The sequence below is a fragment of the Sphingopyxis sp. C-1 genome, assembly GCF_001047015.1.
Lineage (GTDB): Bacteria > Pseudomonadota > Alphaproteobacteria > Sphingomonadales > Sphingomonadaceae > Sphingopyxis.
This window is the reverse complement of the sequence record NZ_BBRO01000002.1, coordinates 106,194-120,010: the sequence shown is the minus strand read 5'-3', so window position 1 is coordinate 120,010 and position 13,817 is coordinate 106,194. Positions and strand designations below refer to the sequence as shown.

Annotated in this window: 17 protein-coding genes; 5 read left to right on the top strand and 12 right to left on the bottom strand. The window is 63.9% G+C overall.

The window, feature by feature from the left end:
- Position 1: 1 nt before the first annotated feature.
- The 12 genes from SC1_RS15280 to SC1_RS15225 form a co-directional block, all read right to left on the bottom strand.
- Complete coding sequence (locus SC1_RS15280; protein ID WP_238586739.1) at positions 2-766, bottom strand: hypothetical protein; 765 nt, start codon at positions 764-766, stop codon at positions 2-4.
- Positions 767-832: 66 nt separating this feature from the next.
- Complete coding sequence (gene tolR / locus SC1_RS15275; protein ID WP_062184548.1) at positions 833-1,342, bottom strand: protein TolR; 510 nt, start codon at positions 1,340-1,342, stop codon at positions 833-835.
- Positions 1,342-2,040: a protein TolQ gene (gene tolQ, locus SC1_RS15270; protein ID WP_062184545.1), complete on the bottom strand. Its 699-nt coding sequence runs from the start codon at positions 2,038-2,040 to the stop codon at positions 1,342-1,344. The genes tolR and tolQ overlap by 1 nt, the downstream gene beginning before the upstream one ends.
- Entirely contained in the window at positions 2,034-2,513 is a 480-nt protein-coding gene (locus SC1_RS15265; protein WP_062184543.1) for a YbgC/FadM family acyl-CoA thioesterase, read from the bottom strand. The genes tolQ and SC1_RS15265 overlap by 7 nt, the downstream gene beginning before the upstream one ends.
- A 101-nt stretch (positions 2,514-2,614) precedes the next feature.
- Positions 2,615-3,643: a Holliday junction branch migration DNA helicase RuvB gene (gene ruvB / locus SC1_RS15260; RefSeq protein WP_062184540.1), complete on the bottom strand. Its 1,029-nt coding sequence runs from the start codon at positions 3,641-3,643 to the stop codon at positions 2,615-2,617.
- A complete protein-coding gene (locus SC1_RS15255; protein WP_062184537.1) occupies positions 3,636-4,040 on the bottom strand; it encodes a GFA family protein in 405 nt (134 codons plus the stop codon). Before SC1_RS15255 ends, ruvB begins: the two co-directional genes overlap by 8 nt.
- Complete coding sequence (gene ruvA, locus SC1_RS15250; RefSeq protein ID WP_062184534.1) at positions 4,037-4,636, bottom strand: Holliday junction branch migration protein RuvA; 600 nt, start codon at positions 4,634-4,636, stop codon at positions 4,037-4,039. The genes SC1_RS15255 and ruvA overlap by 4 nt, the downstream gene beginning before the upstream one ends.
- Positions 4,637-4,748: 112 nt before the next feature.
- The gene (ruvC, locus tag SC1_RS15245) at positions 4,749-5,222 is read right to left on the bottom strand and encodes a crossover junction endodeoxyribonuclease RuvC (protein WP_062184531.1); all 474 of its coding nucleotides are present in this window, start codon (positions 5,220-5,222) and stop codon (positions 4,749-4,751) included.
- 96 nt (positions 5,223-5,318) lie between these two features.
- Positions 5,319-6,065 (bottom strand): YebC/PmpR family DNA-binding transcriptional regulator, encoded by a 747-nt coding sequence (locus SC1_RS15240; protein WP_062184528.1) that lies wholly within the window; start codon positions 6,063-6,065, stop codon positions 5,319-5,321.
- 69 nt (positions 6,066-6,134) lie between these two features.
- Complete coding sequence (locus tag SC1_RS15235; RefSeq protein WP_062184526.1) at positions 6,135-6,452, bottom strand: heavy metal-binding domain-containing protein; 318 nt, start codon at positions 6,450-6,452, stop codon at positions 6,135-6,137.
- Positions 6,453-6,473: 21 nt separating this feature from the next.
- Positions 6,474-6,716: a DUF2312 domain-containing protein gene (locus SC1_RS15230; protein WP_037514655.1), complete on the bottom strand. Its 243-nt coding sequence runs from the start codon at positions 6,714-6,716 to the stop codon at positions 6,474-6,476.
- Between the two features lie 63 nt (positions 6,717-6,779).
- The gene (locus SC1_RS15225; RefSeq protein WP_062184522.1) at positions 6,780-7,100 is read right to left on the bottom strand and encodes a DUF1244 domain-containing protein; all 321 of its coding nucleotides are present in this window, start codon (positions 7,098-7,100) and stop codon (positions 6,780-6,782) included.
- Positions 7,101-7,211: 111 nt separating this feature from the next.
- On the opposite strand from SC1_RS15225, the gene pyk reads away from it, so the two are divergent.
- The 5 genes from pyk (at position 7,212) to SC1_RS15200 (ending at position 13,814) form a co-directional block, all read left to right on the top strand.
- Positions 7,212-8,666 (top strand): pyruvate kinase, encoded by a 1,455-nt coding sequence (pyk, locus tag SC1_RS15220; protein ID WP_062184519.1) that lies wholly within the window; start codon positions 7,212-7,214, stop codon positions 8,664-8,666.
- Between the two features lie 327 nt (positions 8,667-8,993).
- Positions 8,994-9,767 carry an arginyltransferase gene (locus SC1_RS15215; protein ID WP_062184516.1) on the top strand — a complete coding sequence of 258 codons (774 nt, stop codon included), beginning with the start codon at positions 8,994-8,996 and terminating at the stop codon, positions 9,765-9,767.
- Between the two features lie 90 nt (positions 9,768-9,857).
- A complete protein-coding gene (locus SC1_RS15210) occupies positions 9,858-10,247 on the top strand; it encodes a DUF3060 domain-containing protein (RefSeq protein WP_062184513.1) in 390 nt (129 codons plus the stop codon).
- 250 nt (positions 10,248-10,497) lie between these two features.
- Positions 10,498-12,933 (top strand): NAD(P)-binding domain-containing protein, encoded by a 2,436-nt coding sequence (locus SC1_RS15205; RefSeq protein ID WP_062184510.1) that lies wholly within the window; start codon positions 10,498-10,500, stop codon positions 12,931-12,933.
- Complete coding sequence (locus SC1_RS15200) at positions 12,933-13,814, top strand: hypothetical protein (protein ID WP_062184507.1); 882 nt, start codon at positions 12,933-12,935, stop codon at positions 13,812-13,814. Before SC1_RS15205 ends, SC1_RS15200 begins: the two co-directional genes overlap by 1 nt.
- Positions 13,815-13,817 lie beyond the last annotated feature (3 nt).

Below are 13,817 nucleotides of genomic sequence, written 5' to 3'. Positions count from 1 at the left end.
CTTACCTCTTGATGAAATCGAGCGTGTAATTCTGCCAGAAGCTGTAATTTTCCTCGGGCAGGTCGAAGGGTGCGGCGAGTTCCACCGCGCGTTTGGCGCATTCCTGATGGCGCTGGATCTGGAACTTGTTGCTGTCGTTCTCGCCGCTGGTCGTGACGCTGGTGAAGCCGGCAAGCGCGCCCGACTGGGTCAGACGGAACTTCACGACTGTCTTGAGCTGGTCAACGTCGACGCCCGAAATGCGGCAGCCGTTCCAGCGCGGCGCTACTGCCGACTTGATGCTGACGTCGATCGAGCGCCGGACTTCGGCGGCGGTTGCCGCCGCGGGTGCGCCCTTGCTGGCGGGCGATTTGGGCTGCGATTTCGAGAGCCCCTCGGCAATGCCGTCGAGGCGGCCAGTCGGCCGGGCGGGGCGATTTTTCGCCGGCGGTGCTTTCGGAGCGGCTTTCGGCTGAGCCTTTTGTACCGCGGGCGGCTGTTTCGGCGGTGCTGCTTTGGGTCTCGCGACCTGTTTCGGCGTCGGGGCAGGGGTCGGCCTGACGACCGGTTCGGGCAGCGGCGGTGCGGGCACCGGCTCGGGCGCCGCGATGTCGGTCATATCCTCTTCGCCCAGCCGCGCGGCGGGCGGGGTTTCGCTGATAACCGGTGCGGTCGATTGCACGGCCGTCTCGGCGATCAGGTCGACTTCCATCGGCGGATTGTCGAAGCGCCGGTCGCCTGCGGTCCACTGAACCGAGAGCAGGCCGATGATGAGGACGTGCGCCACCACCGCGATGGCAAAGCCGCGTCCTTCATTCCCCCCAACTGCCCGTGTTTCGGCCATCATCTCAACCTAGGGCTGCGTTTCTGAACCGTCGGTGACCGCGGCGGGAGCGCTTTCGCTTGCGCCTTCCGAGCCCGTCGTCACCAACGAAATGCGCGTCAGGCCCGCACGATTAAGCTCGCCCATCACGCGCATCACGCGGCCATAGTCGAGCCCCTTGTCGGCGCGCAGCATGATCTGTCGCGGCTTGTCCTGCCCTTCATTGGCCCGTGCAATGGCGTCGAGCCGAGCCGGAAGCTCGGCCTCGGGCACGACCTCTTCGCCGATATAGAGCGTGTCGTCGGCATTGATCGAGAGCTGCACCGGCTCCTGATCCTCTGTCTCGACCGGCTTCGCGCGGCTTTCGGGCAGGTCGATGGGGACGGCAGAGGCGAGGAGCGGCGCGGTGATCATGAAGATGATCAGCAGCACGAGCATGACGTCGACGAGCGGCGTGACGTTGATCTCCGCCATCGGCGCCCGGCGGTTGCCGCGGCCGCGCCGGCCGCCGATACCGCCCGAAGGTCCGGTCATTGCCATCAGGCTTCGACCTCCAGTTCGCGGCTGAACGTCGCGTGCAGTCCGTCGGCGAAGCGGCCGAGGCGCGATTCGAGGCGATTCAGGCGCTGCGAAAAGGCATTATAGGCGATGACCGCAGGGATGGCGGCGAACAGACCGATCGCGGTCGCGAACAGCGCTTCGGCGATACCGGGCGCGACGACGGCAAGGCTGCTGTTATTTTCCGCCGCGATCGCGGTGAAGCTGCGCATGATGCCCCACACCGTTCCGAACAGGCCGACGAAGGGTGCGACCGAGCCGATGGTCGCCAGCGTGCCGATCTTTTCGGCCAGCCGGTCGACTTCGCCCGCGACCGCGCTGTTCATCGCGATGCCGAGGCGCTCGCGCGTGCCGTCGCGGTCGACATTCTTGCCTTTGGTCGAACGGCGCCATTCGCTGATCCCGGCGCCCAGCACCTTCGCGCTCGGCAGGTCCTCGCCGCTGTTCTTGTCGTAGAATTTGTCGATGTCCTCGGCGCGCCAGAAATCGCGCTCGAACCGTTCCGACGCGCTCATCAGCTTGTTGACCCCGCGGCCGTGCGTGAAGATCACCATCCAGACATAGATGGACGCAAGCAGCAGCCCGATCATCACGCCCTTCACGATCCAGTCGGCCTGCAGGAACAGCGCGATGGGGGACAAGGTTGCCGCGTCGGCGGCCAGCGAGATATTGTCTAGCAAGGGAAAGTCTCTCCATTCATGATGGCGGTAAATCGATCGGCCCACCCCGCAGGCTGGCGGCGCGGCCGGCCTGCGGGCGACAGGAAGGCGGCGGTGACTTGCCCGTTGGTCAATGTCTCGCCGCTTAACGTGTCAGTCCCGCGAAGGATGCGCTGCGAAATAATCACGCTTGCGCCCCGCACGGCCTCGACCGCGCTGACCACGAGCAGATCGTCGTCGAGCTTTGCCGGGCGGCGATATTTGATCGCAAGGTCGGTGACTGCCCAACTGCCTTCGCCGCCTTCCATCGCCGCACGCTGGTCGATGCCCGCGATCCGCAGCATGTCCGAGCGCGCGCGCTCCATATAGCGAAGGTAATTGGCGTGATAGACGATGCCCGACAGGTCGGTGTCCTCGAAATAGACGCGCGCCCGGAAATGATGTTCGGCCCCGACGAAGGCGCCGGGGATGAAGGGGGGCGGGACGTTTACCATTAGCTTGACCGATAGCCGCGCAACGACTCGTCGCAAACCCCTCTTGAACGGTTCGTCGCAGATCGGGGCCGGTTGATGGAATGAAAATCCCGGAAAACCGCCTATTTTCCCTGATCGAAAAGTCCGTCCTGCGAACCCGAGGGCGGATTCAGCCCCAGATGTTTCCATGCGCTCGCGTTGAGCGTGCGCCCGCGCGCGGTGCGCGCGATGAGACCGGCCTGCAGCAAATAGGGTTCGATCACATCCTCGATCGTGTCGCGCGGTTCGCTAAGACCCGCCGCGAGCGTCTCGACGCCGACGGGCCCGCCGCGATAAATGTCGGCGATCATCGTGAGGTAACGGCGGTCCATTGCGTCGAGCCCGAGCGCATCGACTTCCAACCGGTTGAGCGCCGCGTCTGCAGCCTTGGCATCGACCACCGCATGCCCCGCGACGGTCGCAAAATCGCGCACGCGGCGGAGCAATCGCCCGGCGATCCGTGGCGTGCCGCGCGAGCGCTTGGCGATTTCGAGCGCGCCGTCGGACGCGATCGGCAGCGCGAGCAAGCGCGCGGCGCGCAAGATCACCTGCTCAAGCTCGCCATGCGTATAGAAATTGAGCCGCACCGGGATGCCGAAGCGGTCGCGCAGCGGGGTCGTCAGCAGGCCCTGCCGTGTGGTCGCGCCAACCAGCGTGAATTTGGGCAGGTCGATCCGTACCGACCGGGCCGACGGCCCTTCGCCGATCATGATGTCGAGCGCGCGATCCTCCATCGCAGGGTAGAGGATTTCCTCGACCGCGGGTGACAGCCGGTGAATCTCGTCGATGAACAGCACGTCGCCGTCCTCGAGATTGGTGAGCAGCGCAGCAAGGTCGCCCGCCTTTGCGATCACCGGCCCGCTGGTCGAGCGGAAGCCGACGCCGAGTTCCTTGGCGACGATCTGCGCCAATGTGGTCTTGCCGAGCCCCGGCGGACCATAGAAGAGCACATGGTCGAGCGCGTCCGAACGCGTTTTTGCCGCCTCGATGAAGATGCGCAGATTTTCCCGCGCCGCCGCCTGCCCGACGAATTCGGCGAGGGATTTCGGCCGTAGCGCGGCGTCGACATCCTCGGGGATGCGGATGGGGGTGGTGAGGGCGGGGTCAGTCATAACGCTCTATTGCCTCGCCGAGGATACAAACCCAAGGTTCCTGACGATCCTCATAGACTGAAAATCCAAGCTCGAAGTCATGGCCGGGTTCGAAATTGCCGATCGGCACGGCATAGCTGTCGAGCCCCGGGCGATTGAGGAACCAGAGCGTGGAGCCGCAGTTTTCGCAGAAGTAGAAGTCCGCGATAGCGCCGCTTCCGCCGGGATGCTGGTACAATTTCGCGTCGCCCTCTGTGCGGATATTCTCGGCGGGGAAGCGCGCCTGTGCGGAAAAGGCGCTGCCGCTCCGCGCCTTGCAATTGCGACAGTGGCAGACCGAGACGCGGATCGGTTCGCCGGCGCAGGCGATACGGAGCTGCCCGCAGCGGCAGGAGGCGTTACGAACGCGCTCGGTCACTTGGCCGCCTTTTTGAGCGCCGCGCGGACCAGCGCATCGAGGCCTGCACCGGCGCCCAGTTCCTCGTTGGCGGCCGCGACTGCCGCGCTCGCTTCACCGGGTTTGAAGCCGAGGCCGGTAAGGGCGGCGACGGCGTCGCCGAGCGGCCCGGCGGTTGCCGTGAGCGATGGACCGGATCCTGCAATCCCCCCAAGCGCGCCCGCCTTGTCCCTCAATTCATGCGTGATCCGCTGCGCCAGCTTTGGCCCGACGCCGTTCGCGCGCGCGATCATCGCGCTATCGCCGCTGGCGAGAGCACGCTGCAGGTCGCCGATTTCCAGCGCCGACAGAATCGCGAGCGCAACCTTTGCGCCGACGCCCTGCACGCTGGTGAGCAGGCGGAACCAGTCGCGCTCCTCCGCCTTGGCAAAGCCGAGCAGGCGCAGGAAATCCTCGCCGACGAGCATTTCGGTGTGGATCGTGACATCGCCGCCGACGGGGCCGAGTGCGTCCAAAGTGCGTGCCGACGCCTCGACCAGATAGCCGACGCCGCCGACGTCGATCACTGCATGGCCAGCGGTGCTGCTGTCGAGCCGTCCGGTGAGTTTGGCGATCATCTGGTTCTCAACATCCGTTCGGGCTGAGCTTGTCTAAGCTCTATCCTTCCCCTTTTGTTCTCCCTAGAAGAAGAACGGCCCTTCGACAAGCTCGGGGCGAATGGCGTGGGATTTAAGCCCTGGGTCGATGATTCGCGTGGCAGATCGCGACCGCCAGCGCATCGGCCGCGTCTGCGCCCACGACCTTCGCGCCGGGCAACAATATGCGCAACATTGCCTGCACCTGTTCCTTCGCGGCGCCGCCGGTTCCGACGATCGCCTTTTTGACGAGGCGCGGCGCATATTCGCCCACCGGCAATCCGGCGCGCGCGCAGCCGAGCAGCACGACGCCGCGCGCATGCGCGAGCTTCAGCGTCGACTGCGGATTGTCGTTGACGAAGACTTCCTCGACCGCGGCGCAGCCGGGCGCGTGATCGGCGATCACGGCGGCAAGCACGGTGTCGAGATGCGCGAGCCGATCGGGCAGCGACGCTTTCGCGTCGGTCTTTACTTGCCCGTTGGCGACATGGCTGATCCGGCTACCCTCGACCCGGATGACGCCCCAGCCGGTGCAGCTGAGCGAGGGGTCGAGACCGAGAATGATCATCGTGTCCCGTTCGTATCGAGCGAAGTCGAGACACCCCAAAGGCATCCGCAACCGATGGGCATCTCGACTTCGCTCGATGCGAACGGATTTTGGCTTTTATCCAAGCTTTTCCATCACCGCGTCGGGGATTTCATAGTTGCCCCACACGGTCTGGACATCGTCGTCGTCGTCGAGCGTGTCGATCAGCTTGAACAGAGTCTGTGCAATCGCCTCGTCGGCGACTTCACTCTTCAGCGTCGGACGCCAGGCGAGCTTCACGCCTTCGGCTTCGCCCAGCTTGCCTTCGAGCGCCTTCGCGACTTCGTGCAAGGAATCGACGCTGGTCCAGATGTCGTGGCCGTCCTCGGACGATTCGACATCATCGGCGCCCGCGTCGAGCGCCGCTTCGAACACCGTGTCCGCGTCGCCCGCGCCAGCGCCATAGCTGATCATGCCCAAGCGATCGAAGCCGTGGCTGACGCTGCCGCTGGTGCCAAGGTTGCCGCCATTTTTGGAAAAGGCGGTGCGCACATTGGTAGCGGTGCGATTGCGGTTGTCGGTCAGCGCTTCGACGATCAGCGATACGCCGCCGGGGCCATAGCCTTCGTAGCGGATTTCTTCGTAGTTATCGCCGTCGTTGCCCGCGGCCTTGTCGATCGCGCGCTGGATATTGTCCTTCGGCATCGACTGCGCCTTGGCAGCGTTCACCGCAGCGCGCAGGCGCGCATTCGCGTCGGGATCGGGCAGGCCCATCTTCGCCGCAACGGTGATTTCGCGGCTGAGCTTCGAAAAGAGGCTGCTGCGCTTTTTGTCCTGCGCACCCTTGCGGTGCATGATGTTCTTGAATTTACTATGGCCGGCCACGGCCTACCTCCATCGAAACTGGAAAATGTGCCGCCGCACTAGCGCGGCGCGCGCCAAGAGACAACGGCGTCAGACAACCACGGCCGTGCCGGAGGCGCTGACCATCAGCATCGAACCATTCTGGCCGAGCACTTCATAGTCAAGGTCGACGCCGATCACCGCATTGCCGCCGAGGCGCGCGGCCTCTGCTTCCATTTCGGCGATCGCTTCCTTGCGCGCGCGGGCGAGGACATCCTCATATTTGCCCGAGCGGCCGCCAACGATGTCGGTAATGCTGGCAAACAGGTCGCGGAACAGATTGGCGCCGACAATCACTTCGCCGGTGACGATGCCCAGATATTCGCGGACCGGACGGCCCTCGACATTGTTGGTGGTCGTGCTGAACATCGTCACTCTCCCTTGTGGCTTTTAGTCGATCCCAAGCGCCGACTTATAGACGTCGAGGATCGCTTCCATTTCCTTGCGGTCGTGGACCGGCAGTTTGCGCAGGCGCACGATCTGGCGCATGATTTTCGGGTCGTAACCCTGCGATTTCGACTCGTTATAGGTGTCGCGGATATCGTCGGCGATGCCCTTTTTCTCTTCTTCCAGACGTTCGATGCGCTCGATGAAAAGGCGCAGTTGTTCGTCGGATACGGTGGCTTCGCTCATTTTAGGCTCCGGTAATGTGGATGGTCCAGCGCAAGAATCGCGCTTGGCGCGTCCCTAATGGCCTCAAGGATTTTTGGCCATGCTTTCTTCCATCCGCTGGAGCTGTTCGGGCGTCGCGGCCGTGTGGTGCCGCGCTTTCCACTCGATGGTGGGCATGCCGTGAACGATCGCACGGCCGGCCTCCTTGTCCGTGCCACCCGCCTCGGCGATCCAGTCACCGAGGCAATTGCGGCAAAATCCCGCAAGGCCCATCAGATCGATGTTCGCGGCGTCGCTGCGATGCTGGAGCAGGCGGACGAGGCGGCGAAAGGCTGCGGCGGCGACCGCATCATCGAGATTGTCGAGCGCATCGTTACCGGTCGTCTGATCGTCGCTGCAGGACATGGTTCCTCCGTTCAATGATTGAATAGCTATACGGGTGTTGCCTAGACGGCATCAAGGCTGCATTGCCCTAGCGTCCCCGACCCTAACCCCACCCCAGTCATCGGAGCATTTGTGGTTCAGAGCTTTACCCCCCGCCAGCGCAAGGTCCGTATTCTCGCGACCCTTGGCCCCGCCAGCGCCAATGCGGAGATGATCGCCGAACTGCACCGCGCCGGCGCCGACGCCTTTCGCGTGAATATGAGCCATGGCGACCACGCCGGGCATGCGAAAGTGATCGCCGCGATCCGCGCGCTCGAAAAGGATACCGGCCGCCCGACGACGATCCTCGTCGACCTTCAGGGACCAAAGCTGCGCGTGGGCACGTTCAAGGATGGCCCGGTCGAGTTGGTAAAGGGCAAGCCCTTCATTCTCGACACCGACAAGACGCCGGGTGACGTGAACCGCGTTCACCTGCCGCATCCCGAACTGTTCGCCGCCGCCGAACCCGATACGCGTCTGCTCGTCGACGACGGCAAGCTGGTGCTTCGCGTCAAGAGCGTATCTCCCGATCGGCTGGAGACGGTGGTCGAGGTTGGCGGCAAGATTTCGGATCGCAAAGGCGTCAACGTCCCCGACGTCGTCGTGCCGCTAGCGGCGCTCACCGAAAAGGACCGCAAGGATTTGGCCTTCGCGCTCGAACAGCATGTCGACTGGATCGCGCTGTCATTCGTGCAGCGGCCCGAGGACGTCGCCGAAGCGCGTCGCCTGATTGGCGGCAAGGCGGCCCTGCTGGTGAAATTCGAAAAGCCGTCGGGCGTGCAGCGGATCGAGGAAATCCTGGAGCTGGCCGACGCGGCGATGGTTGCGCGCGGCGACCTTGGTGTCGAGCTGCCGCCCGAGGCGGTGCCGCCGCTCCAGAAAAAGATCGTCGCGACCGCGCGGCGGATGGGAAAGCCCGTTGTCGTCGCGACGCAGATGCTCGAATCGATGATCGTCTCGCCGTCGCCGACGCGCGCGGAAGTTAGCGATGTTGCCACGGCGGTGTACGACGGGGCGGACGCAATCATGCTGTCGGCCGAGACTGCGGCGGGTGCCTGGCCGGTGGAAGCTGTCACCATGATGGATTCGATCGCGCGCTCGGTCGAAAGCGACCCCGATTATTACCGCCGTCTGCATTTTACGGAGACCGCGCCCGATGCGACGACCGCCGACGCGCTCGCCGAGGCCGCGGGGACGATCATCCAGACGATCGCCGCAGATGCGATCATCTGTTTCACCGCGTCGGGTTCGACCGCACGCCGCGTCGCGCGGGAGCGTCCGGGTGCGCCGTTGCTGGTGCTGACGCCGAAGCGCGAGGCGGCGCGGCGCATGGGGCTGCTGTGGGGCGCGCACGCGGTGCCGACCAAGGATATCGGCAGTTTCGAAGAGATGATCGCCAAGGGCAAGCGCATGGCGCTGCGTCACGGCATCTGCAAGGCGGGCGCGAAGCTGGTCATGATGGCGGGCGTGCCCTTTGGGACACCGGGGTCGACCAACGTGCTCCATGTGGCCACGCTGACCGGCGACGAACTGCGCGGATATAGCTGAGCAGAGCGTTCGGGCCGCAATTTGTCCGTCTTCCCAGCGAAGGTCGGGATCTCGCCCGCGCGCCATTTCGATAGGATGAGATTCCGGCCTTCGCCCGGATGACAAACCGAAAGAGTGGCAGCGGAAGCCTCGATGAGCGCATTTTGATTCAGTCCGGCACAAAAGTTACCGGCTGATTCACAAAATTTTCGGGTTGATTCAGATCGGGACGTTTAAAAATGGTAAATGGACTTTGCACCATTGACGCTGCGCGGCATAGTTGGTGCAAGTAGTGCGTCGGACCCGCGTCGGGGGGCTCCGCATCGCAAGTCCGGAGGTCTTTTCCGCGTGTCCGCACCGTTCCGTTTTCCGCGCTTTTTCGTCACCAGCCCGGCGCCTTGCCCCTATCTGGCCGGCAAGACCGAGCGGAAGGTGTTCACCGAACTCAACGGTAATAATGCGAACGAACTGAACGATGCGCTCGGCCGCATCGGATTCCGTCGCAGCCAGTCGGTCGCTTATCGTCCAAGCTGCGCCGATTGTTCGGCGTGCGTGTCGGTGCGCGTGTGCGCGGCTGAATTCACCCCCAGCAGCTCGCAAAAGCGCAACCTGCGCCGCAACGGCGATCTCGTCGCCACCGCATGCAAGCCCTGGGCGACCGAAGAACAATATACGCTGCTCCGCTCCTATCTGGGCTCGCGCCATCCCGACGGCGGCATGGCCGACATGGACGAGCAGGATTTCGCCGACATGGTCGAACAGACCCCGGTCGATAGCTATATGATCGAATATCGCGAGCCGACCAAGGACGGCGGCAAAGGCCGTCTTGTCGGTTGCTGCCTGACCGACCGTCAGGGCGACGGCCTGTCGATGATCTACAGCTTCTTCGACGCCGCGCATCCGATGCGCGAGGGGCTCGGTACCTATATCATCGCCGACCATATCCAGCGCGCGGCCCGCGCCGAATTGCCCTATGTCTATCTGGGCTATTGGATCGAAGGGTCGGCGCGCATGGCGTATAAGGCCCGCTTCCGCCCGCTCGAAAAGCTTGGCCCCGACGGCTGGTCGCGCTTCGACCCGACCCAGTCCGAACGCATCGCGGCGATGTTCGAACTCGCCTGAGGCCGCCAGGTTCGGGTCCGTTGACGTCGGGCCTGCAACAGGCCATTGAATGCCAAGGGAATTTCGGGGTGGGGAACAGAGGAGATAGCTTTGTTCCGATATCATGGCGCCGTAAAATTTCTGGCTTCCGCTCTCGTTGCCAGCTTTGTCCTTGCCGCCGCTCCGACGACCGCGCAGCCGCGACAGGGCACCGGGACGCGTGAGGGCGCGTCGATCAATGGCGTCGATCAGGCGAACGAGATCGACTGTCAGGGGCGCCCCGCGGAAGTGTCGGGTTCGGGCAACCGCATCAACTTCGTTGGCGATTGTCCCAGCCTGACGGTCAATGGCGTCGACAACCAGATCGGGATACTCCTGCCGCCCGGCGCCGACCTGCGCGTTTCGGGCGTGGACAATGTCGTGACCTGGCAGGTGCGCGGGAAGGGCAAGCCGCGCATTTCGGTTCAGGGCGTCGACAATCAGGTGCGGCCTTCGCGTTAGTCAAAGGCGCGCTGACTCGCGTAAATCCGCCTAGTTGCGAACGTCTCGCAACGGCTGATTTCTCGCCTCCACCGGTTGACCTTGGCTCGCTTTCAAGGGCATAGCTTTGCGTCCAGGACATAAGTCCGGGTCGCATCCGTTATGAAATCGCCGGGGGGCTGGCGAGAGGGGGAAGGGTGCCCGTGCGCGAGTTCGTCAGCATCATGGCCAGCGGCGGAGCGGGCGGCTTTTACCGCGCGATCTCGCGCGCATGAGCGAGCCGGTCAAGGTTGCGATCATCGGCTCGGGTCCGGCGGGGCTTAGCGCGGCGTCGCGTGCGGGGCAGCTCGGGCTCAGCCATATATTGCTCGAAAAGACCGACCATCTGTCGGACACGATCTTCAAATATCAAAAGGGCAAGCGCGTGCTTGCGACGCCCGAGCGGCTCGACCTGCGATCCGACTGCCGTTTCGCCGAGGGCGCGCGCGAATATATCCTCGGCAATTGGGACGAGGATGCCGCGAACAACAAGGTCAATATAGCCTATCATGCCGATGTCACCGAAGTGACCGGCGCGAAGGGCGCCTTCGCGATCAAGACCGCGAAGGGTGACGTCTATACGGCAGAGAATATCGTGCTGGCGATCGGGACGCAGGGCAATCCGAACCGAATGCGCTGCGAGGGCGCGGACCTGCCGCACATCATCTATCAGGTCGACGATCCGGAAGATTTCAAGGACAAGCATATCACCGTCGTCGGGTCGGGCGACGCGGGGATCGAAAACGCGCTCGGCGTCGCCGAGGAGGCGCTGGAAAATACCGTCACTATCCTCAATCGCTCAAAGGATTTCGCGCGCGCCAAGGCCAAGAATGTCTCGGACATGATGGAGGCGGGCGAGAATGGCCTGATGAGCATCCGGACCGAGACGCAGCCGAAAAAGGTCGAGCCCGGCTGGCTGATGCTGGAAACCCCGGACGGCGACGTCAAGATCGAGTGCGACGTCATCGTCGCGCGCCTGGGATCGGTCGCACCGCGCGGCTTTGTCGAATCGATGGGGATCGAGTTCACCGGCCCCGACCGCGAGGCCTTTCCAAAGCTGTCGCCGACCTTTGAATCGACGGTGCCCGGCATCTTCGTGATCGGCGCGCTCGCGGGCTATCCGCTGATCAAACACTGCATGAACCAGGGCTATGACGTCGTCGAGTTCATCAACGGCAATAGCGGACTGACCCCGGCGGACGAGAAGGATCTGGCGGCGATCTTCGCCAGCCTGCCGCAAAAGAAGTCGGTGAGCGAATGGCTCGAATATCTGCGCACCCGCGTCAGCATCTTCGCCGACGTGTCGCCGCTCCAGATGCGCGAATTCATGCTCGATTCGAAGGTCGCATTCTATCGCAAGGGCGATGTGGTGTTCGAAAAGGGCGAGCCCGGGTCATCGTTGTTCGCGATCGCCGATGGCTTCGCCGAGGTCGAGGTTGGCCCCGATTTTACCGTGCCGATCGAACAGGGGTCGATCTTTGGCGAGGTTGGGCTGATTTCGGGTCGCAAGCGCGGCGCAACGATCCGTGCCGGCGCCGACGGAATTTTCGTCGAGGTGTCGCGTACCGCCGCGCTGAAGCTGATGGCCTCGGTTCCCGGCGCGAAGCGTGCGATCAACCGCATCTCGCTCGAACGCCAGCTCCTCCAGATCTTCAAGGGCGGGCTGACGGTGGAGGATCTGGGCCCCGTCGTCGACACCGCCGAGGTCGAGCGCGTGCCCGCCGGCAAGGTCGTGCTGACCGAGGGCGAGCAGGGCGACGACGTCTATGTCATCCGTTCGGGATCGATGGTCGTCGAGAAGGATATCGGCGGCAAACCGATCTTTCTCCGCTATCTGCCCGCGGGCAGTTTCTTCGGCGAAATGGGTGTGCTGAGCGGGCAACCGCGCAACGCCACGGTGAAGGCGGCGGTCGGCAGCGAAGTCATCAAGCTGACCGGCGAGAGTTTCCGCAAAATGCTCGCGGCGCGGCCGCAAGTGCGCGCGGCAACCGAAGCCGCTGTTGCCGAGCGCGCGCAGATGAACAGCTTCATCGAATCGCGCAAAGCGACCTATTCGAGTGCGGTCGATCTTTATTCGGATACCGCGAGCTTCATCATGAAGGAGGGGCTGGGCGAGGCGACCGACGCGCTGCTCATCGACGAGAATCTCTGCGTCGGCTGCGACAATTGCGAAAAGGCGTGCGCCGACAGTCATGAAGGCCTGTCGCGGCTCGACCGCGAAGCGGGCAAGACCTTTGCGCATCTGCACGTGCCGACGAGCTGCCGCCACTGCGAGCATCCGCACTGCATGGCCGACTGCCCGCCGAACGTCATCCACCGCGGCCCCGACGGCGAAGTGTTCATGGAGACCGGCTGCATCGGCTGCGGCAATTGCATGCGCAACTGTCCCTATGGCGTGATCCGCATGGAGGCCGCGCCGCCCGAGAAGCCGAGCCTGCTGCGCTGGCTGCTGACCGGCTTCGGTCCCGGCCCGGGCGAACCGTCGCCCAAATGGACGAAGAAGAAACTGGGCGACGAGAAGCCCAAGAAGATCGCGGTCAAATGCGACATGTGCAAAGGCATTTCGGGCGGTCCGGCGTGCGTTCGCGCCTGTCCGACGGGCGCTGCGATCCGCGTCTCGCCCGAGGAATTTCTGTCGATCGCACGGCTCGACGAGGACACCGACTGATGGCCTCGCTCTTTCAGCGCCGCCGTTCCAAGGCAACGCAGGTCGAGCGCGTCCGCGAACGGCGGCACGAGGGATTTCTGCGCTATGCAGGTTTCCGCTGGGCCAAGATTTCGGGCGGGCTCTGCCTGCTCATCATCGTGAGTTATGCGCTGATCGACGTGACGCCGCGGCACAATGGCGGCAGTTGGTATGGCTATACGCTGGGCACGATCGGCGCGCTGCTGATCCTGTGGCTGACCGCGCTCGGCTATCGCAAGCGCAAGATGACGAGCGATCATTGGTCGCTGAAGGCATGGACTTCGGCCCACGTCTATCTGGGGCTGAGCCTGATCGTCGTCGGCACCTGGCACACGGGTTTCCAGCTTGGCTGGAACGTGCATACGCTTGCCTGGGCATTGATGATGCTGGTGATCCTGTCGGGGCTTTATGGCGTGATCGTCTATGCGACGTTGCCGCAAGCGCTGTCGAACAATCGCGAGCAGATGACGCAGATGCAGATGCTCGAGGCCATCCGTGCCTTTGATCGCCAGCTTCACACCGCGGCGCAGCCACTAACGCCCGAGGATACCGCGCCGGTGCTTGCGGCGCTCGACGAGGACCCGTTCGCGGGAGGGATCGTTGCGCGGCTCTCGGGTCGTTATCCGAATTGTGCGACATCGGCGGCGCTGCGGGCGCTCACCCTGTCGCGCAGCAGCGATGCGGGTGCGCGCGAGAAGGTCGTCGGCCTCCTCAAGCAGAAGGAGGCGGCGCTGGCGCGGCTGCGCCAGCATCTCAAGATCCGCGGGCTGCTCGAAATCTGGCTCTATGTGCATGTGCCGCTGACCTTTGCGCTGATCGCGGCGCTGTCGGCACATATCATCAGCGTCTTCTTCTACTGGTGAGGC